A 19,606-nucleotide genomic window follows, 5' to 3' on the forward strand; every position below is an offset into this window, starting at 1 on the left:
AAAGCAAGAAACCGGCACGCAATTCCTTACCGGTTTCTTGCCCTGAAATCAATGATTCTTTTTCACCCAATTCAACTGTCCGCCGGCTAACACCACGTCGATTTGCCGCGGTGACAGAGAGTGGTGGGCGGTAAACGAAAGCTCCTTCCCTTTGACTTTTACTTGTACTTCATTGCCTTGAGTGATTTGATCATGCAATTGGCTGAGTTCGATCACATCGCCTTGCTCAAGCTGTTCAAAGTCGTCTTCCTTCGTAAAAGTGAGCGGCAGCACGCCGAAATTGATTAAGTTTTGCCAATGAATGCGGGCAAAGTCTTTCGCGAGTGCCACCCTCAGGCCGAGATATCTCGGTGCGAGCGCCGCATGTTCCCGGCTCGATCCTTGACCGTAATTGTAACCGCCGACGATCGCATGGCCGCCTTCGTCACGAATGTCCATCGCGCGCGAATAATAGCTGTCATCGATAATCTCAAACGAAAACTCACTGATTTTCGGAAGGTTGCTTCGATAAGGCAACACCCTCGCGCCGCCAGCCAAAATTTCGTCAGTGGAGATGTTGTCTCCCATTTTTAATAAAATTTCAAGCTCCAACTTTTCCGGCAACGGATCCATTTCCGGTATCGAGGCAATGTTCGGCCCCTTGGCGAGCTCGACTTTTTTAGCGTCTTCTTCCGGAAGCGGATCATCCAGCATGTTTTCATCGATCGTCGGGTGCTTCGGCGGCTTCACTTCCGGATATTTCATATCCAATTCGCGCGGATCGGTAATCACTCCGTACAATGCGGATGCCGCGGCCGTTTCCGGACTGCATAAAAAGACACTGTCTTCTTTCGTTCCCGATCGGCCGGGGAAGTTGCGCGGCGTCGTTCGCAAACTGTTTCTGCCCGTGGCCGGCGCTTGCCCCATCCCGATGCAGCCGTTGCATCCAGCTTGGTGCAATCGTGCTCCCGCTTGAATGAAATTGGCGATATGCCCTTCTTTCGCTAAATCGGCGAGCATTTGCCTCGAGGTCGGATTCACGTCTAGCGATACTCCATGGGCAACCGTCTTCCCTTCGACTATTTTCGATGCCATTGCAAAATCACGAAACCCAGGATTGGCTGAAGAGCCGATATATGTTTGATAAACTGGTTCCCCTGCGATTTCACGAACCGGCACAACATTGCCGGGACTCGACGGTTTAGCAATCAACGGTTCTAGTTCAGAAAGATTGATTTCCTCATCAATGTCGTATTTCGCTCCTTCATCTGCGACAAGCTCGCTCCAATCTTGCTCTCTTCCTTCCGTTTTCAGGAAACGCTTAATTTCATCATCCGATGGAAATACCGTCCCAGTCGCACCAAGTTCGGCACCCATGTTCGCAATGACATGACGGTCCATCGCCGATAAATGCTTCAGCCCGGGACCATAATATTCGATTATGCGGCCGACGCCTCCTTTCACGTCGTGCCTCCTCAACATTTCCAATATAACGTCTTTTGCACTTACCCAATCAGGCAAATGACCGGTTACCTTCACACCCCAAATTTCCGGCATTTTCACGTAAAACGGCTTTCCAGCCATCGCCATCGCCACTTCAATGCCTCCAGAACCGATGGCCAGCATGCCCATACAGCCGTTAGCACACGTATGTGAGTCGGAACCGAGCAACGTTTTTCCCGGCTTTGCCAGCCGTTGCATGTGAACCGGATGGCTGACACCGTTTCCCGGCCGTGAAAAGTACAGACCGAATCGTCTCGCCGCACTTTCGAGAAACAAATGATCGTCAGGATTTTTACTGTCTTCCTGGATAAGATTATGGTCAACGTATTGGGCGGACGCTTCCGTCTTTACACGATCCAGTCCCATCGCTTCCAATTCGAGCATCACCATCGTTCCGGTCGCATCTTGGCAGAGCGTCTGGTCAATCTTTAAGCCAATTTCTTCTCCCGGTTTCATTTCGCCAGAGACAAGGTGGTCTTTAATCAATTTTTGGGCCACGTTTAACGCCATCGTTTCCCTCCTTTATTCTCTTCAATTGAAGCATTTATTCATTATTTTGCCGAAATCGGTTGTTTTCAAACGCTTCCATGAAAAAAACCCCGCATCGGCGGGGTCAGCTATCTCCGGTCATAGACGAGAAACGCATAGTCGTACGGATTTTTCTCGTTTCGTTCACCGGGCTTTATGTAGGTTTGTTTCCATCGTTCGGCATCGATTTCAGGAAAAAATGTGTCTCCTTCAAACGATTCGTCAATTGCCGTCACGTACAACCGGTCGGCATATGGATAAAACGCTTCAAACAGTTTCGCTCCGCCGATCACGAAAGCTTCATCTTCACCGTTTACGAGATCCAAAGCTTCCCGTACGGAATGAACGATTTCGCAACCTTCGGCTTTAAAGGTCTCGTTAGTCGTGACGACAATATTGCGGCGGTCCGGCAAAGCTTGTCCGATCGACTCGAACGTTTTCCGGCCCATAATCACCGAATGGCCAACCGTTAATTTTTTGAAATAAGCGAGATCCGCCGGCAAATGCCACGGCATTGCGTTATCCTTGCCAATGACATGGTTTTTGCCCATGGCAAACAAAAACGAAATCATACCGATACCTTCCCTTTAATGTGAGGATGTGGATCGTAATTAGATAATGTGAAATCATCGTATCGGAAGTCGAAAATCGATTTCACTTCCGGATTCACCGTCAATTTCGGCAGCTGACGCGGCTCCCTTTCCAATTGCATTTTCACTTGTTCGACATGATTTAAGTAAATGTGCGCATCACCAAGCGTATGGATGAATTCACCAGGTTCAAGATCGCATACTTGAGCAGCCATGAGTGTCAACAATGCATACGAAGCGATGTTAAAAGGTACGCCTAAGAACGTGTCGGCGCTCCGTTGGTACAACTGGCAAGAAAGTTTGCCGTTCGCCACATAAAACTGGAACAGCAAATGGCACGGAGGAAGCGCCATTTCATCAAGCTCGCCTACATTCCATGCGCTGACAATTAAACGCCGTGAATTCGGATTCGTTTGAATCGCTTCGATCACATCTGCAATTTGGTCAACGGTTTGACCGTCATGTTTCGGCCATGAACGCCATTGCTTACCGTAAACGGGTCCGAGTTCGCCGTTTTCATCGGCCCATGCGTTCCAAATGCTCACACCGTTCTCGCGCAAATACTTCACATTCGTATCGCCGCGCAAAAACCAAAGCAGTTCATGGATGATCGACTTCAAATGCAGTTTCTTCGTTGTGAGCAGCGGAAAGCCTTCCTGCAAATCATATCGCATCTGATACCCGAAGACGCTTAATGTCCCTGTGCCCGTTCGATCGCTTTTCTCCGTTCCGTTTTGCAAAATGTGTCTGCAAAGATCCAAATATTGCCTCATTTCATCGCCCCCTTCAATCTCTTACCATTGTACAAGAAACGCAGTACGTCGAACAGTCTCAAAACAGCAGATTTTTTCCTTTTTCGTAAAACCGGTTCATTTCGCGGCCGGGGACGAGCGCACCGCCGGTTGCCCATGCAATGTGAGTGGCATTGGCCATCCGCTCGGATGTCAATCCTTGTTTTCTTAAATAATCGCTCTCCTCCATGAGCCGGGCCGCCGCGTATAGAGAAGCACAAGCCGAAGGTTCGAGTTTAACGCGTTCCGTATCGAAAACCAACGTGAGCATTTTAAACAACTCATCGTCTTCTACCGTGAAAATCCCGCTGACCAACGTTTCGTTGATCGGCGTCGCGAACCGAGACGGTGTTCCTACGGCAAGTCCGTCCGCCTCGGTGTGAACAGCGATTCCGAAATCTTGAACGCTGACCTTATGATGAGTACCGGTCAACATGCCGAGTAAACTGGACGGTGCGTGCGTCGGCTCGACGAAAAAACAATGGACATGCCGGCCGAACAATTGTTTCAATCCGAAAGTGATGCCGCCGGGGGCTCCGCCGACTCCGCACGGCAAATAGACGAACAACGGATGATCACGATCGACGTTGATGCGTTTTAATTCCAGCTGCTTGCGCAGGTGAAACGCTGCCACACTGTAACCAAGGAACAAATCACGGGAATCTTCGTCATCGACAAAATAACTGTTTGGATTTTCGGCCGATTTCCCTCTTCCGGCAGCCACAGCTTTGCTGAAGTCGCTTTCGAATTCATGCACGACAGCACCTTTTTCTCTCAACAAATCCTTTTTCCATTGTTTCGCGTCTTTTGACATATAAACATCTACGTGAAATCCGAGTTTCGTTCCGATCATACCGATGCTCAATCCGAGATTGCCTGTTGATCCTACCGCGATTGAATAATTACTGAAAAACGATTGAAAGGCGGGGGAAGCAAACCGGGCGTAAGAATCGTTGATACTGAGCATCCGATGCTGAAGGGCCAAATCTTCTGCATGTTTCAAAACTTCATAAATGCCGCCGCGCGCTTTGACAGACCCGGCAATCGGCAACTCGTAATCGCCTTTTAAATAAAGAGAGCCCTCGATGGGATGCCCGTACTGCGCTTCCAGCTGTTTTTTCATTTTTGGAATGATCCGCAACGGTGATTCAATCGAACCGTGATTTTGCCGCGTTTCAGGGAACGCTGCTTCAAAGAAGGGCTCGAATCGCCGAAATCGAGCATCCGCTTCTTTCATGTCTTCGAACGTAACAGGCAAATCTTTCATCAAGCCCATTTTGCGTTCAAAACGGTTTTCCCAAAACACCGGTTCTAGATTTACAATTTGTTTAAGCAACGGTAACTTGTTCAGCCATTGTTGTTTTGTTCGGCCGAATAGGAAACGCTCGTTCAATCCAACCACCCCTCTCAACCGGCCGCCTTCTTGCCGGCAGTCATTCTAAATTTAATAAGCGTGTCATCCGCTCCTGATCAAACCCGACGATCACCTCGTCTCCAATGACAACGGTCGGCGTAGACATCGAATCGTAGCGATGGATTAATTCCTCACGCGCTTTGGCATCTTGTGAAACGTCTTTTGTTTCAAAAGCCACGTGATGATCGTTCAAAAAGCGTTTCACGATCGTACAAGGCGGACATGAAGGCTGCGTGTAAACGATTACTCTCGGTTGCTGTCCCATAACGATGGCTCCTCTCCGATTTGAAAAGCGAACTGTTTCGATTGATTTTCCGGAACGTGCACATTTTCCATAAAATCTACGCTTCCGTCTGTCTTAACAAGAAGCGTTGTCGTCGAACGCGTCCCGTACGTTTCACTTTTGATGAAAACGGGTGACAACAGTTTCTCGATTTTTGCGCCGACACCTGTTTCCGGCAATTGTTCGTCTCGCGCTGGTTCCGCATTCGCCATGATTTTCTGCAGTTGATCATGGGTGACCGTGTCGTTTCGCAAACATCGGCGAAGTTGTTGTTTTACTAAGGTCACTTTCGGCCAAGGATCATCGAGAAGGGCATTGCTCAATCCGTAAACGCCGGATTTGAGCGCGATCGGAGGTCCGCCGCGATTCGAATAATAAAAAACCGACTGCTGATCACCGCAAATTAAGTTAAACCCTTCGTAACACCCAGACTCACCGGCGATTCTCGACATGTAACACTTCGGATGTTCCTTTCCACACAAATAACGGCGGACGAGGTCGCCGCGCGATTTTTTATCACTCATTCGTTTTCCAGGTTCGCGATAATTTGTCACGGCCGCAAACCGTCCGGATTTCGTGATCCCCATCCATGTCCCCATCTTTTCCAAATCTTTGCCGGCCAACACGTTTACATCCTCTTGCCAAAAATGCGCCGGTTTTGTTGGACGATGATAATATTCGTCGCGATTGGCAGCCATGATCAGTTTATAGTTCGGATGAACATCGTAGGCAAAAGCAATCAAACACATCGATCGGCACCGGCTTTCTTCATGATCTCTTGAAATAATCGCGTCGCAAATCTTCCAGCATTTCGATTGACTTTTGCGCCCAGTCGTTGTTTTTTTCCTTTAATTTTGTGATTTCAGCATCAAGCGCGTTGCGTAACGAATCGTTGTAATCCGGAACCTTGCCTTCAAACGGTTTAATCGAGGCAGGATGCACCCAAGTTTTTTCAAACTCGGCCAACGCTCTCCGTTGCTGAAAGGCGACGTTCACTTGATTCGGATAATGCAAATCGCCTTGCGTCGGATGACGCAATACGGCGCGAATTTTCACAAGGACTCTTCCTTCTTCTTTCCCTGCAATTTCTCCGATGTATTTCCCTGTTTTATAAATGGCATACACGAGATCGCCTTGCGCATAATCCTTATTCATCTTAATTCACCCTCCATAAATGCGTGTTTGGCAAGCACTGAATACGTAATGTCATCGTTGGGCGGATTATGTATGCCTGCTCTTACGTCGCGATACCACTGTTCCAACGGCAGCGTCCTTGACAGACTTCGGCCGCCGACAACACGCATGGCAAGGTCGACGACGTGAACCGCCGCATTCGTCGCAACGGTTTTTGCCGCCGCCAATTCGGGTTGAAGAAAATCTCGTGTCGCGGCGTTCGTTTCCCAGCTTTCTGCAACCGAATAGAGGAGCGCTCTTGCTTTCAACAGTTCCAGCTCCATCTCGCCGATTTTTTGTTGGATATGAGGCACTTCTTTAATTGGACCAGGTAAACTGTTCGGCTGATAAGTTTGTGCAAATTGAACGGCAAACGCTTTCGCCGCCTCGCCGACGCCTAAGTAAGCCGCAGGAATGTGAAGCAGCCAACCCATCGGCGATCGTTTTCCGGAATCTGCTTCCATTGTTTCCACTCTCGCATCGAGAGGAAGCGCAACATTCGACATCACGAGATCGTCACTTCTAGTCCCCTTCATCCCAAGTGTATCCCAAGTAGGTTCAATCTCAACCCCTTTGGCATCAAGCGGCACAAGGAAACCGCCGACTTCGTCGCTTCCTCCAACCGATGCGGTCACGATAGCATAATCGAGTCCCGGAGCCATCGTCGTAAACGTCTTTCTTCCGTTCAAGACCCAAGTTTCCCCACGCTTCTCGGCAGTCGTCGTCGGTTTCCCGCCGCGCGTTGGACTTCCTGTTGCCGGTTCGGTAGCCGCTCGGTTGATTAATGCATGATTCTCAACAACTTCCCGGCACAGCCGCTCAAACTGTAATTTTTCCCACTCTCTGCGCAATGCCAGATCCATGAGAATGCCGAGATGCCAGCCGAGCGACAGCGCGGTCGACGCGTCGCCTTTTCCTAAAGTCTCGAGAACAAGCAGCATCTCATATAAGGTGATTTCTTCTCCGCCGCAGCGTTTCGGCACGGTTAACTTTAAAAATCCGGCATCTTTCAAATCATCGAAATTTTTAAAGGGGAACTTGGCTTCCCGATCGATTTCCGCTGAACGGTCGGAGAACCGCTTGGCCAAAACCTCGGCGCGTTTCACGAGGTCCTTTTGGCGTTCTGTCACCGCAAAACGATTCATTTCTAATGCCTCCATCCGGTTGTTCAATTCCATAGTCCGATTCGTCCTGAGAAAGTCATGCTTCCGATATGGAAAACACTCTCATCCCACGGCGATGAGAGTGTGTCGTTTGTCATGCTTCGAGCGGATAGCGGTTGCGTTCATGTTCCCGGCAAGCTTTCGAACACGATCTTTTATACTTATGCTCACAATCTTCACAGCAAATATATTGTAAATTGCATTCTGGATTTGCACAGTTGACATAACGGTCTTCCGTCTTTCCGCAATGATAACATTCACCGATCACCACATCCTCTTCCGTACGGTTGACCGGAACCATCCTTCGTTCATCGAACACATAGCATTTCCCGTCGTACAGACGGCCTTGGACTTTCTCGTTTTTTCCGTACTTGACGATTCCGCCGTGAAGCTGGGCCACATTTTCAAAGCCTTGCGCCTTCAAATACCCTGTCAGTTTTTCACAACGAATGCCGCCGGTGCAGTACGTTAAAATTCTCTTGTCCTTCTTGTCTTTCAAGTTCTTTTCGATCCATTCCGGCAACTCACGGAAAGCTTCGATGTTCGGATTGATCGCATTGCGAAAATGCCCGATGCGGTATTCGTAGTCATTACGAGCATCAATGACTAGGACATCTTCTTTTTGCAGTTCTTCATAAAATTCTTCCGGTGATAAATACTGTCCGGTGAGTTCATTCGGATTGATATCGTCCTTTAGTCGAAACGAAACGATTTCGTCGCGCGGACGGACAAAGATTTTCTTAAAGGCATGTCCCTCCGCTTCGTCAATTTTAAACTCCATATCCGAAAAACGCGGATCATTGTGCATTTTATTCATATAGGCGTCCGTTTGCTCAACGGTGCCGGACAACGTCCCGTTAATCCCTTCTTCAGCAACGAGAATTCTGCCCTTCACACCGAGCTGCTTGCAATACTCAAGATGTTCTTCGGCAAACGCCTCATGATTTTCGATCGTCACGTATTTATAATAAAGCAATACACGATAAGGTTTTTCCTTCTTCATTCATGTCACCCGTCCGTTCTCAATGTTAGATTTCCTCCATAAGCATAACAAATCGCGCTTAGACGGGCAAAAAAAGAGGCCGCGCAAGGCGGCGCATTTCCGCTGTTCAACACACAACCGGAAAAGAAAGAATTCCAGCGATGACCAATAACATAAATAAGACGACGACGAGCACAAAACCGTCGCCAATTCCGGCGGCACCGCTCATTCACGATCACCTCCCCAGGCTATTTGACCATGATATGAGCGCATGCTTGCGTGCGTACCTTTACGAATCAGCGATTTTTTTGTAAACCACGGATTGTGCGATTTCGCGAGGAAAAATGTCAAGCAGCAAAAGTTGCTGAAAGCCGACCCATGTCGGTCGGTAAGAACCTCGACCATTGCCGACGTCGTATTCTACACCGTTGCCCGTGCCGAAGGTGCCTGAAAGGATCTTTGCCGGAAAATAAAACTCCACAGAACCATCCGTTCGCTTCGTGATTGCGGGTTTTGCGATGATTTGCACGTCAACGCCGAGCTCTTCTTTCGCCTCTCTAACGGCCGCTGTTTCTGCTGTTTCATGCGGCTCGATGCCGCCGCCTGGAAAAACAAAATAACATTTGCCCTCTCGAATGCGTTCGATTACTGCGATTTTTCCGGATTCGATGATAAGGACCGCTGCTCTGTTTCTCATTTAATCAGGCGCCCCTTTTACGAAAAGTGTACGTTCACACCAAGCTCTTCAAGCAGTTGGAAGTAATTTGGACACGTTTTCGATACACAGCCGGGATCATCAATGCGGATGCCCTCGGTACGTAAACCGATCAGCGACAAAGACATCGCGACGCGATGATCGTCATAAGAAGGTAACTCCGCCGCTTTTGGCGCGCCGGGATAAACGGTCAAACCGTCACGAAATTCTTCACACCGAATGCCTAACCTTTCAAACGATTCGCAGATGGCGTGAATGCGATCCGATTCATGATGCCGAATATGTTCAACGTCCGTGATGGTGACGGGATCGTCAGCAAAAACCGATACCGCAGCCAAGGTTAACGCTTGATCTGACATTTCTTTCATGCTGAACGTTTTATTGCCTTTCAACACGGCTGTATTTGGTCCCTCGAGTTCTACATAATCTTTCCCTTTCGTCACACGGCATCCCATTTCTTCTAAAACATCAGTCAAGAGAATATCCGGTTGCCGTGTGCCAGCGGATAAATTCGTAATGCGAATTTTACCGCCAGTAATTGCTGCAGCAGCGAGAAAGTAACACGAAGTCGAGGCATCAGCTTCTAATTGTAAGGGTCGACCAACATATTTACCGGGCTGTACGACCATTTTCGTTAAGTCATCGTCCGCTTCGACATGGATTCCAAACTGTTTCATCAAATCAAGTGTAATGTTCACGTAAGCATGCTGAACGATATGATCGACGATTCGAATCGTTACGGGCTTACGCGCATATGGAGCAGCCATTAACAACCCGCTGATGAACTGACTGGAGACTTTTCCGGATATCCGAACCTCTCCGCCGTTAAGTCCTGTACCTTCTACCTCGAGAGGGTAAAATCCTTTTTCACCTAAGTAAGTGACATTCGCGCCTAGTGCCGAAAGACCTTCAATTAACGGTTCTACCGGACGCTGGCTCATGCGCTCACTCGCCTCGAGTTTCCACTTTCCAGCAGGTGATGCGGCAAGGGCACCAGGTAAAAAACGGCCGACTGTACCGGATGCACCGATGTATAAATCCCCTGTTTGATTCGGCCAATCCCCGCCGCTGCCTTCAATTTCGACCGTGTCGTCATCGTTCATTTTTACATCGACCCCAATACGCTTGAGCGCATCGATGCACCAATAAGAATCATCACTTTTGAGTAATCCGGAAAGCTTCGTCACCCCTGCAGCCATCGCAGCTAAGATTAACGCTCGATTTGTAAAACTTTTGCTGCCGGGCACGGCAATTTCTCCTGTAATCGGCTGAGTAGCCGGTGAAATTTCAACTTGATGAACGTCATTTAGTGCTGCCCAAGGAGAACGAGCATTTAAATCGGCTTTCATGTCGCCGTCTCCACTCCTTTATCTGATTTTTCTCTCCATGTTACCATAATTCGCGAACGAATCGATCAAAATTTAAGATTTCCGAGCGATTTCAGCGATTGCGCCGGCATTTGCTCTTCTGTCATCAGGAAAAAGACAGGCTTTGTGAAAAAGCTTTTTCCATCCTCAGCATCGATGACTTGACTCATATCCATTACGTTCACTTCTTTGTTCGTGTAAATCGTCGATGTAAACAAATCAAAGTCTGCAGCCACTTGCAATTTTTCTCTCCGATTCCGCTTTTCGTAAACGAGAGCGGATTCCACAAACGACTCAAATTCTCCTTGGAACGACTTCAAATGCATCCAATGGCCGTCTTGATTTTGCATTTTCACAACATCCGATGCAATACAAAGATCGTAGATCCAGTTGTTTGCTTTTAAATAACGATTCGTCTGTTGATGAATTTCCGTCGTATGACAAACGACCGGAACACCCGGGATCATAAGGTAATATTGCGTATAGCTTAATCCTTTTAGTTTTTCATGGTTCGTCACTTCCGTCGTTACGGCAATGCCGGACCATTCATTCCCCTTATGATCACGAAGGGTTGAAAACGCCGCATGATGTTTTTCCTTATCAATTGAATTTAAATTCATATCTTCATGACGATTCAGCATGCCGCCCGGCCACGGATTCCACCATGATTTCGGCACTGCTTGCGGAAATGAGTGATGCAGCCAATTATGACCTTCATATTCAAGTGCGTACATCACCGGAAAAAATTCAGGCGCTGCTTTGATTGTCAAAATGCCGTTGGATGCTTCATAACTTTGCTTTCCTTCACGCTCGATGATCGTTGTTTCTACTTTTTCATTCGACGGTCGCAAAACGGCGGTTGAAATCGCATGGTTGCGTGTCTTCCAGTCACCAATTCCGTTGATCAAATGGATGCCGCTATCATCTGATAGCTCAACATTTACCGCCAAAGCGTTTTGTTTCTCGTCTGGCTTTACGTTTTTTTGAGCGAGTTTCGTTCCATTTTCCGAAATGGTGAGGACACCATCTAGAAACGTCGATTTGAAATCGGTCCATTCAACGGCTGCCGAATCACTCGTGATGACCGGATTATCATCGTTAACGGTTAACTTCACATCCAAAGTTGGGTTTATATCTTGTTCAACTGTGGAACTTGATTGCTCTGCAAAAGCTTTAAAATCTCTCCAGTCGTGAAAAGCCCCGATAGAAACCAACGTCGGACGTGTTTCATATTTTTCACCGGGAGCAAGTGTATTAATTGGATGTTCAAAATAAACATACCAATCTTCAAAATGAACTTTGTCTTCCTTTGCCCACGAGAGCCCGTGACCCTTTCCTTCACTATGTCTCGAAAACAACCAGTTTCCCGTCACTTTCGACCCATCCCAATACTCATGGAAATAATCAGCCGGGTCTTCCACGGTAAGAATTTCATGATTATAAGCCATCACCGGCCGCTTCAATTCATAATAAATCGGATCATGCAGCCATAACGCTTCAACCGAATCATGTTCGGATAAATTTGTAATCGTAAAATTTCTTTCAACAACACCTTCAGCAAAAAGTTTGGCAACCACCGTTAGTCCAACATTTTTAAAAGCTTCTGAACGATAGAAGGCTTCCATGACGATCGCCTGATCCGTTTCGTGAAAGTTTACCGATTCCGGACGAACTCTCGAAAGTTCATCAGAAAAAGGTTTTCCAAGCTTCGGGAAAAACCAAGCCGTTTTATCCTCTGATTCATGCTTTTGCCCCGGGAGCATGCCATTTCCGTTTTTCTCGAGCAGCAAATGATAAGATCCGTTGTAAATCTGCCAATAGTCTTCACTTTCGCCGCTGAATTTGGCACCAAGACCTTTAAAAGCCGCAGTTATCTTCTTTTTAAACGTCCATCCCTCACCGTTTTCTGGTGTTACCTGAAACGCAACCTGTGGATCATAAAAACCAAACTGCTTGAGACGGTAAGGAACCGGAATCGATTTCTTTTCGCCTTCGTTCAAGCTGACTTCAACCACGGGCTTTTCAAACTGAAGCATGCCTTGCTCCGGCAAGGAAAACGAAAACGTTGCCCGCTCTTTCATGTTGTTTTCCATCTCAAGATAAAATAACTTTTCAACCCCGATGAATGCTTGCGTTCCAGGCAACGTGATGGCAGTGTTCGCAGGGAATTTCGACAAAACGGCGGTCTTAAAGCGAGCTTGTTTTCCGTTTATCGTGATGTCGGTCACGACTGCTGGATGGGTTTTCTTCGGCGATTGTTCCTCGTCTAACCGGCCAACCTCGAATTCGCCTTTGACGATTTCCCGATTAACGACATTCAGCGATTTTGCAAATGAACGGAACATAATATTTTTATCGTCAACACCTTGCAAGGATACTTCCAACGGTTTGCCTGTTTTGTTGACGATCTCATACAAGACGGTATGACGTTTGCCGATAATTCTTTTTAAATGCTCAGTTGATGCTGAAATGAAGAAATCTTCCGTCTCAATCAATCGCATGCCGCGGCTTTTTCTTTCGAATTCGACCCGCAGTTTTTCTCCATCTTTCGATTCCCAAGAATACCCGAAAAAGTCAAAGCCGTTTTCTTTCCGGCCGTCCGGCTTCACTTCAATTTCCCGGGTCGAATCGCTGTACCAATCGGCTTTGTTGAAATAATCTTGAATGAGCTCGGTGTTGAGAACCGTCGGTATGTAGTTCATGAGATGTGTTGAGCGGTCGTCTTCTTCCCAAAAAAAGCCGCATTTCTTATAAAGCGGTACAGCTTTCGTATTCCCCGGCCACGTATACAAATCCAACCGCGGCCATCCTAATTGAATCGTTCGTTCAACAGCTTTCAACACAAGTTTTTTTCCGATTTTCTTTCCGTGATAATCACTTCTCACGTTCAACAAGGGAATGTACAGTGCACCCTCGTCGCCTTTATACTCGCTTAAACCGCAGTACCCGACCACTTCATCACCGTCAACAGCCAAATATAAATGGAGGTTGCTGGAGTTCGCTTCTTGCTGCAGTACTTGCTCTTCCGTTCTCACGGCACTCCCGCCGCCCCAGTTATCCTGACTTTTGTTCCACATATCGGCCACGGCTTTCGCCCATTTCGTCTCATATTCTACAATGCGAATGTCTGCCATGTCTGACCTCCCAAATTCATTAATGTTTCCGCGAAAAGACAAAAAGAACCACAGGTGTACACACCTGTGGTTCTCATTTCAAATGACCATGCATTGAAATTCGCGAAAAATAGAAAGAACCTATAAAGCTTGGCGTGTGTGTATGAAAAATCTTATTGCACTTGATTGAGTAACCTTCATACGTACGATCATCATACACACCTCTTTCCATTGGATCTATTTTTGATTGTACAGCATTTTCGAAATATTGTAAAGGGGATCCAAATCATCCATTTTTAATCGGTCACTGCCCCTTTAGATGCCGTTGAAACGAGTTTCGCATATTTTGCAAGCACACCTCTCGATGCTTTAACAGGCGGTGCCTGCCATCCTTGCTTGCGCTGCTCCAATTCTTCATCACTAACATCAAAAGACAGCTCATGCTTTTCACTGTCGATGGTGACCATGTCGCCCTCCTGCAAGAACGCCATCGGACCGCCGACTTGTGCTTCCGGCGCGGCGTGTCCAACGACCAACCCGTGAGTCCCTCCCGAAAATCGGCCGTCTGTTAATAAGCCTACCGTTTCACCGAGTCCTTTTCCGACAAGAATTGAAGAAACGGACAGCATCTCTGGCATGCCCGGTCCGCCTTTCGGACCAACATATCGAATGACGAGCACGTCACCAGCTTTGATCTGATTATTTAAGATCGCTTCAGTCGCTTCCTCTTCCGTGTCAAAAACACGTGCAGGACCCGTAATTTTCGTCACTTTCAAACCGGAAATTTTCGCAACGGCGCCTTCCGGTGCCAGATTGCCTTTTAAAATGACAAGCGGACCTGTCGGATGTTTCGGTTGATCGAAATGTATCACCTTTTGTCCTTCTTGCAACCCCGGGAATGCTTCAAGATTTTCGGCAATCGTTTTACCTGTAACCGTGATGCAATCGCCATGCAGCAAGCCTTTTTCAAGTAAAAGCTTCATCACGCCAGGAACGCCTCCGACATTGTTCAAGTCTTGCATCACATACCGTCCGCTTGGACGAAGATCTGCAATGTGAGGCACACGCTGACGAATCCGCTCAAAATCTTCATAATCAAGATCTACGCCGACAGCATGTGCGATGGCAGGCAAATGAAGCACGGCATTCGTCGATCCGCCGAGCGCCATCACAACCGTTATCGCATTTTCAAACGCTTTTTTCGTCATAATATCCTTCGGACGAAGATCGTTTTCGAGCAATTGCAATAAGGCTTGTCCGGCTTTATGGCAGTCTTCACCTTTAGCAGCAGATTCCGCAGGATTTGAAGAACTGCCAGGCAAGCTCATACCCATCGCCTCAATCGCCGAAGCCATCGTATTTGCGGTAAACATGCCGCCGCAAGAACCGGCACCTGGGCAAGCATGACATTCCACTTGATGCAGTTCCGCTTGATCAATGGAACCATTGTTATATTGACCAACAGCCTCAAAAGCGGAGACGATATCAATATCTTTTCCTTTATGTTTACCCGGCTGAATCGTACCGCCGTAAACGAAAACAGACGGCAAATTCAAACGGCCGATCGCCATCATGCAGGCAGGCATGTTTTTATCACAGCCGCCGATTGCGACAAATCCATCGAGACTCTCTCCGCCGACAACCGTTTCAATGGAATCGGCGATGATTTCACGACTTGGAAGCGAATATCTCATCCCGTCTGTACCCATGGAGATGCCGTCAGATACTGTAATGGTATTAAAAATCATCGGCGAACCGCCGGCTTCTCTTGCGCCGGCTTTTGCTTGTCTCGCCAATTCGTCAATGTGTACGTTACAAGGCGTAACCTCACTCCACGTGCTCGCAATGCCTACCATTGGTTTCTTGAAATCGTCATCCGAAAATCCTAACGCTCTCAAGTAAGCACGGTTCGGGGCACGATTTTCCCCTTCACTGATCACTTTACTCTTGATGCGCAAATCCTTTTTCTCTCTCTCCATTTTTGCCTCCTACATATTGCATTAATTTTAAGAATAATAAAATTAAGATAACATACAATTCTCGTTTCAACAATGACCCGGCCCTAAATAAAAAAAAGTCCCGAAAACATTCGGGACAGAACGGTTAGCGGCAATATTGATCGTATGCGTTTACGAGGTTCGCTACAACTTCTTCAGGCTCATGATATTCAATTTCCTCACGCGGGATAAAATGTACGACTTCTTTTCCCTTTAACAAAGCCATCGATGGCGAAGAAGGTTCGTAACCGGTAAAATACGATCGCATTTGCTCAGTCGCTTCCTTATCTTGTCCGGCAAAAACCGTGACGAGCCGATCCGGCTTCACTTCATGATTCAACGATTCTCTTGCGGCTGGACGTGCCAGTCCCGCGGCACAACCACATACAGAATTGACGAAAACAAGCGTTGTGCCTCCAGCGTTTTCCATAAAGCGGTCAACGTCTTCCGGCGTCAGCAATTCTTCAAACCCGGCGTCGGTCAATTCTTTTCTCATCGGTGTTACAACAGCTTTCATGTATTCCTCATAAGCATTTACCATCGTTCGTTCCCTCCACGATTATTTCAGATTATCGGTCATTTGTTTCCAAACCGAGCCCATCGCTTGTTTTCCTTTTTCGATCCGTTCAATGGCCATCCGCACTTGCATTTGCACTTCAAACTGCGGATCATCTGCCGCCGTCTTCAGCGCCGGCAACGCCGACTCGTCTCCGACTTCGTACAAAAACATGGCTGCGCGCCAGCGCACGATACGGCTTGAATCCTTCAATGCCTCACACATGACGCCGATGGCATCAGGATCACCAATATCGGATAAACAATCGCCAGCGGTTCTGCGAACCGTGACCGAACGATCTTTCATTGCATCATACAACAACGGCAGTGCCTCGCTTCCGATCATGCCTAGGTATACGACAGCCAAACGGCGAATCGACATTTTTTCATCTTTCAACGCTTTTTTCAATGCCGGCAAATCTTCCGCTTCAGGATCGATGCGTTCCAAAGCCGCGTAACGATTTTTCCAATTCGGGTCGTCAAGCAGTTCGACGCTTAACCGTTCAAACCGGTTCGTCTTTTCCGGTTTCATTTCATGCTCGCCCGCTAACGCTCGCTTCACTAATTCAGCTAAACGCACTTTATCGTAGGCGGCATCGATTTCTTCTCGCACCGCTTCACCAATTTCATCCATTTGCCCGTAGCGAGCACCTTGCTCAACCCACTGCCGCTCGAAAATAAAGCTGTCAGTCACTTCGCTTACTTTCATGACAGCTTCTGAAAAACGTTCAGGCAGAGCGACTCTTTTTTCCTCATCGCCGTCAGAAAGCTTAATTTGCATCGGAATGCCGCGAAACATTTGTATCCATACGTTAACAGCACCAAATGCTTTCGTAGGAACACGTTCATCATGGTTTGCTTGCGACGGTGCTTCATTCCCAGAGCTGTCGTCGGAGAACAATTGTCTCACCTTCGGTAATATTTCCGGCCAATCCACTTTGCCGTTTCGCTCCAGTGCTATGAAATCCGCGACATGATATAAGCCTTTTACGCCGTTGATGGCCAGCAATTGTTTCGCATATTCAGGTGCGTCAGCAGCGTTATTCTCATTGAAATTCCGTGTCTCGCGATCAGGCAGAGTTTCATTGAGAATCAGCTTCATCGAGTTCGGACTCGGTGTCGGTTCAATCGAGATGATTTTCATGAACATTCCTCCCTCGTTAACAATTGATAAGTTCCGTATTCGCGAAAGCCTATCGCTTTGAGAACAGTGTCCGACATACCAACTCTCGCTTGGGTAACAGCGAATCGGCATCCTTTTGCTTTTGCCAACAGCAAACGAGATTCGACAAGCTTCCGATAAATCCCTTGTCTTCTGTACGTTTGTAAAACGCCGGATCCGTTCAAATAAATCGCTTCGCCGTCACCGCTGAAGCGATAATTTGCAAAACCAACCGGTTTGCCTTCGACGCTTGCAAGCGTAAAACCGCCGCGACGCTCTGGCAATTGCAAAATGGCTTTTTTATCTCTCGCAACAGCCGCTGTTGTCTCTTCATCGTATCCCCAAACAGCAGTACCAACCTCAACGAGATCACGGAGTTCTTCATCCGTTGAAACGTCAACAATTTCAGCGCAACTCCCGCCTTCATCCCTCTCGTCAATAGTGCGAAGATCATATGCCAGACCAACATACTCATCGATCACACGAAACTCTTTCTCCTTTAGACGCGAAGCCAAATCAATTGGGCGATCACGCGGACCCGCCCACCAACCAAACGGTAATCTGTCAAAAAAATCGACAACTTCTTGATAACGGCTTTCAAAATCTCCTTTAGAAAAATTCGTATGAACAACGCGATTGGAATGGATGCTGCGTGACTCGGGATTTTTTATCATGATCAATCCGTCTTCATGAACGAATGCAATGTGTGCGGGTATCCGGCTCGGTTCATAATCCCAATGCTGTGCCTCAATCATTTTTAATATTTTATCCAACACGATCAGTCCTTAGAAAAACCATTAATCTCGTTCAAACAACGGCTCCATTTGCACCTCATAATGTTTTTTCACTTCGTCGAGCGGAACGATCTTTAAAGTCGTTTTTTTACGCTCAGCACGTTCTATGACACTTTTTATAATGTTCATCGCATGCGTGCCGACGTATTCCCCTTTATGTTCCTCTATATATAGATCATCGAGCTTGCGTCGATAACAAAGCTCCATAAACGCATTAGCCAAAGTGATTTGATGCCCGTCAATCGCCACGACATGATAATAATTGCCGTATTCATCGGTAATTAAGTCCCCAAAACGTTTTAACTTCATAGCGCCACCTCGATGTTAGTTTACCATTTCTTTCGCCTGCTCCCAAATGCGCCGTTTCGCAGCAGCGTAGACTTGCCCGGCTCGGCCATTTAACGGAACTGTAATCTCCCGTACATCATTTTGTCATGATCTAGAAAATAGCTATCAACTGAAAGCTCATTTAGGAGGGATTCGTAATGCAATCCATGAATCGCGTCAGCATGAAAGGAATACTCTCTTTGGCCGTTATTTTACTGCTATTAACTATCCTTTCCGATAAATCCGCAAAAGCAGCATATGCCGCGCCGATTTACAATAAGCTTGTCAGCTCCGAAATCATGCCGAAGTTAATGAGCGCCCGTATTCGTGCCCTTTCTGAGCAATCGGCAATGGTTTCTGCCATGATGGTGCGGTCGCAAAACGATACGCAGGTTAAAAAAGAAATCGAGGATGACAACTCGGCGGTGAGCGCACGGCGTTCGCCGCTCGACGATGGAAAACTTTCGCTCGGTGACCGCGGCAGCATAGTATCAAGTATGCAGGAACGATTAAAAGCCTTAAATTATTATCCGTTCCAAGTCGATGGCATTTACGGGAGCCGGACGAAAGAAGCAGTGAAAAGATTTCAAGCTGTCAATGGCCTGTCAGTCGACGGCATCATTGGTGGTAAAACACGGACCGCATTGTTGAGCGACGATGCGCAATCAGCGGCTGTTGGGGTTCAGCACGAAACGGCGGCATCGGTTTCCGGCGATAATAAATCGAAAACGCAAACGGTTAAACAAACAGATGAAAACAAACATGCCGAATCCTCGAGTTTATCCGCTCTAGTCGATTATGCGAAAAATTTCCTCGGAAGCCCTTATGCATGGGGAGGAACGAGTCCCGGCGGATTCGATTGCAGCGGCTATGTGCAATACGTATTTGCCCATTTTGGGTATGATTTGCCGCGGACGACGGCAAGGCTATGGGCCGCAGGAAGCGCAGTGGATTCGCTCGCACCCGGGGACCTCGTGTTTTATGAAACGTACCAATCCGGACCTTCCCATGTCGGCATTTACATCGGCGGTGCATCGTTCATTCATGCGAGTTCTTCACACGGCGTAGAAATCACAAACATGTCACAAGCCTATTGGAGCAGCCGTTATCTCGGAGCGAAAAGCGTTTTTCAATGATCCGTTTCAGCGTCCTCGAAGAGGATCGCACTTT

The 19,606-nt window shown here is 47.5% G+C and carries 19 protein-coding genes; 1 reads left to right on the forward strand and 18 read right to left on the reverse strand.

The features are described 5' to 3' along the window. Window positions 1-48: 48 nt before the first annotated feature. The 18 genes from VFK44_02500 to VFK44_02585 form a co-directional block, all read right to left on the reverse strand. Entirely contained in the window at window positions 49-1,992 is a 1,944-nt protein-coding gene (locus tag VFK44_02500) for an aconitate hydratase (protein ID HET7627235.1), read from the reverse strand. A 107-nt stretch (window positions 1,993-2,099) separates the two neighbouring features. Beyond that, complete coding sequence (locus VFK44_02505; GenBank protein HET7627236.1) at window positions 2,100-2,582, reverse strand: dihydrofolate reductase; 483 nt, start codon at window positions 2,580-2,582, stop codon at window positions 2,100-2,102. After that, window positions 2,579-3,373 carry a thymidylate synthase gene (locus tag VFK44_02510; GenBank protein ID HET7627237.1) on the reverse strand — a complete coding sequence of 265 codons (795 nt, stop codon included), beginning with the start codon at window positions 3,371-3,373 and terminating at the stop codon, window positions 2,579-2,581. The genes VFK44_02505 and VFK44_02510 overlap by 4 nt, the downstream gene beginning before the upstream one ends. A 58-nt stretch (window positions 3,374-3,431) precedes the next feature. Then, window positions 3,432-4,793, reverse strand: a complete 1,362-nt coding sequence (locus VFK44_02515) for a D-serine ammonia-lyase (protein ID HET7627238.1) — start codon at window positions 4,791-4,793, stop codon at window positions 3,432-3,434. Window positions 4,794-4,824: 31 nt separating this feature from the next. Beyond that, window positions 4,825-5,070 carry a glutaredoxin domain-containing protein gene (locus VFK44_02520; protein ID HET7627239.1) on the reverse strand — a complete coding sequence of 82 codons (246 nt, stop codon included), beginning with the start codon at window positions 5,068-5,070 and terminating at the stop codon, window positions 4,825-4,827. Next, window positions 5,049-5,837 (reverse strand): NRDE family protein, encoded by a 789-nt coding sequence (locus VFK44_02525; protein ID HET7627240.1) that lies wholly within the window; start codon window positions 5,835-5,837, stop codon window positions 5,049-5,051. Before VFK44_02525 ends, VFK44_02520 begins: the two co-directional genes overlap by 22 nt. A gap of 19 nt (window positions 5,838-5,856) precedes the next feature. Further along, on the reverse strand, window positions 5,857-6,243 hold the full coding sequence (locus VFK44_02530; protein ID HET7627241.1) for a kinase-associated lipoprotein B: 387 nt from the start codon (window positions 6,241-6,243) through the stop codon (window positions 5,857-5,859). Then, on the reverse strand, window positions 6,240-7,406 hold the full coding sequence (locus VFK44_02535) for an acyl-CoA dehydrogenase family protein (GenBank protein HET7627242.1): 1,167 nt from the start codon (window positions 7,404-7,406) through the stop codon (window positions 6,240-6,242). The genes VFK44_02530 and VFK44_02535 overlap by 4 nt, the downstream gene beginning before the upstream one ends. Before the next feature lie 112 nt (window positions 7,407-7,518). After that, the gene (locus tag VFK44_02540; protein HET7627243.1) at window positions 7,519-8,427 is read right to left on the reverse strand and encodes a rhodanese-related sulfurtransferase; all 909 of its coding nucleotides are present in this window, start codon (window positions 8,425-8,427) and stop codon (window positions 7,519-7,521) included. A gap of 106 nt (window positions 8,428-8,533) precedes the next feature. Next, complete coding sequence (locus VFK44_02545) at window positions 8,534-8,635, reverse strand: YjcZ family sporulation protein (protein HET7627244.1); 102 nt, start codon at window positions 8,633-8,635, stop codon at window positions 8,534-8,536. 60 nt (window positions 8,636-8,695) lie between these two features. Beyond that, window positions 8,696-9,103, reverse strand: a complete 408-nt coding sequence (locus VFK44_02550; GenBank protein HET7627245.1) for an NUDIX domain-containing protein — start codon at window positions 9,101-9,103, stop codon at window positions 8,696-8,698. A gap of 17 nt (window positions 9,104-9,120) precedes the next feature. Beyond that, window positions 9,121-10,470, reverse strand: a complete 1,350-nt coding sequence (gene aroA, locus VFK44_02555; protein HET7627246.1) for a 3-phosphoshikimate 1-carboxyvinyltransferase — start codon at window positions 10,468-10,470, stop codon at window positions 9,121-9,123. A 65-nt stretch (window positions 10,471-10,535) separates the two neighbouring features. After that, a complete protein-coding gene (locus VFK44_02560; protein ID HET7627247.1) occupies window positions 10,536-13,622 on the reverse strand; it encodes a GNAT family N-acetyltransferase in 3,087 nt (1,028 codons plus the stop codon). Window positions 13,623-13,897: 275 nt separating this feature from the next. After that, on the reverse strand, window positions 13,898-15,580 hold the full coding sequence (gene ilvD / locus VFK44_02565) for a dihydroxy-acid dehydratase (GenBank protein ID HET7627248.1): 1,683 nt from the start codon (window positions 15,578-15,580) through the stop codon (window positions 13,898-13,900). Window positions 15,581-15,704: 124 nt separating this feature from the next. Further along, window positions 15,705-16,139 carry a BrxA/BrxB family bacilliredoxin gene (locus tag VFK44_02570; protein HET7627249.1) on the reverse strand — a complete coding sequence of 145 codons (435 nt, stop codon included), beginning with the start codon at window positions 16,137-16,139 and terminating at the stop codon, window positions 15,705-15,707. Between the two features lie 18 nt (window positions 16,140-16,157). After that, window positions 16,158-17,297 carry a virulence factor gene (locus VFK44_02575; protein ID HET7627250.1) on the reverse strand — a complete coding sequence of 380 codons (1,140 nt, stop codon included), beginning with the start codon at window positions 17,295-17,297 and terminating at the stop codon, window positions 16,158-16,160. Beyond that, window positions 17,294-18,088 carry a GNAT family N-acetyltransferase gene (locus VFK44_02580; protein ID HET7627251.1) on the reverse strand — a complete coding sequence of 265 codons (795 nt, stop codon included), beginning with the start codon at window positions 18,086-18,088 and terminating at the stop codon, window positions 17,294-17,296. Before VFK44_02580 ends, VFK44_02575 begins: the two co-directional genes overlap by 4 nt. Before the next feature lie 24 nt (window positions 18,089-18,112). Beyond that, on the reverse strand, window positions 18,113-18,418 hold the full coding sequence (locus VFK44_02585) for a hypothetical protein (protein HET7627252.1): 306 nt from the start codon (window positions 18,416-18,418) through the stop codon (window positions 18,113-18,115). A 176-nt stretch (window positions 18,419-18,594) separates the two neighbouring features. Between VFK44_02585 and VFK44_02590 the strand changes: the two genes are divergently transcribed. After that, the gene (locus VFK44_02590; protein ID HET7627253.1) at window positions 18,595-19,572 is read left to right on the forward strand and encodes an NlpC/P60 family protein; all 978 of its coding nucleotides are present in this window, start codon (window positions 18,595-18,597) and stop codon (window positions 19,570-19,572) included. Window positions 19,573-19,606: the final 34 nt, after the last annotated feature.

It is taken from the genome of Bacillales bacterium, from assembly GCA_035700025.1.
Lineage (GTDB): Bacteria > Bacillota > Bacilli > Bacillales > DASSOY01 > DASSOY01.

Excerpts from the sequence above, each read along its gene's own strand:
- aroA (HET7627246.1), bottom strand. The coding sequence starts at position 10,470 with ATGAAAGCCGATTTAAATGCTCGTTCTCCTTGGGCAGCACTAAATGAC.
- VFK44_02540 (HET7627243.1), bottom strand. The coding sequence starts at position 8,427 with ATGAAGAAGGAAAAACCTTATCGTGTATTGCTTTATTATAAATACGTG.
- VFK44_02520 (HET7627239.1), bottom strand. The coding sequence starts at position 5,070 with ATGGGACAGCAACCGAGAGTAATCGTTTACACGCAGCCTTCATGTCCG.
- VFK44_02560 (HET7627247.1), bottom strand. The coding sequence starts at position 13,622 with ATGGCAGACATTCGCATTGTAGAATATGAGACGAAATGGGCGAAAGCC.
- ilvD (HET7627248.1), bottom strand. The coding sequence starts at position 15,580 with ATGGAGAGAGAGAAAAAGGATTTGCGCATCAAGAGTAAAGTGATCAGT.
- VFK44_02505 (HET7627236.1), bottom strand. The coding sequence starts at position 2,582 with ATGATTTCGTTTTTGTTTGCCATGGGCAAAAACCATGTCATTGGCAAG.
- VFK44_02500 (HET7627235.1), bottom strand. The coding sequence starts at position 1,992 with ATGGCGTTAAACGTGGCCCAAAAATTGATTAAAGACCACCTTGTCTCT.
- VFK44_02545 (HET7627244.1), bottom strand. The coding sequence starts at position 8,635 with ATGAGCGGTGCCGCCGGAATTGGCGACGGTTTTGTGCTCGTCGTCGTC.
- VFK44_02585 (HET7627252.1), bottom strand. The coding sequence starts at position 18,418 with ATGAAGTTAAAACGTTTTGGGGACTTAATTACCGATGAATACGGCAAT.
- VFK44_02525 (HET7627240.1), bottom strand. The coding sequence starts at position 5,837 with ATGTGTTTGATTGCTTTTGCCTACGATGTTCATCCGAACTATAAACTG.
- VFK44_02510 (HET7627237.1), bottom strand. The coding sequence starts at position 3,373 with ATGAGGCAATATTTGGATCTTTGCAGACACATTTTGCAAAACGGAACG.
- VFK44_02550 (HET7627245.1), bottom strand. The coding sequence starts at position 9,103 with ATGAGAAACAGAGCAGCGGTCCTTATCATCGAATCCGGAAAAATCGCA.
- VFK44_02530 (HET7627241.1), bottom strand. The coding sequence starts at position 6,243 with ATGAATAAGGATTATGCGCAAGGCGATCTCGTGTATGCCATTTATAAA.
- VFK44_02575 (HET7627250.1), bottom strand. The coding sequence starts at position 17,297 with ATGAAAATCATCTCGATTGAACCGACACCGAGTCCGAACTCGATGAAG.
- VFK44_02535 (HET7627242.1), bottom strand. The coding sequence starts at position 7,406 with ATGAATCGTTTTGCGGTGACAGAACGCCAAAAGGACCTCGTGAAACGC.
- VFK44_02590 (HET7627253.1), top strand. The coding sequence starts at position 18,595 with ATGCAATCCATGAATCGCGTCAGCATGAAAGGAATACTCTCTTTGGCC.
- VFK44_02570 (HET7627249.1), bottom strand. The coding sequence starts at position 16,139 with ATGGTAAATGCTTATGAGGAATACATGAAAGCTGTTGTAACACCGATG.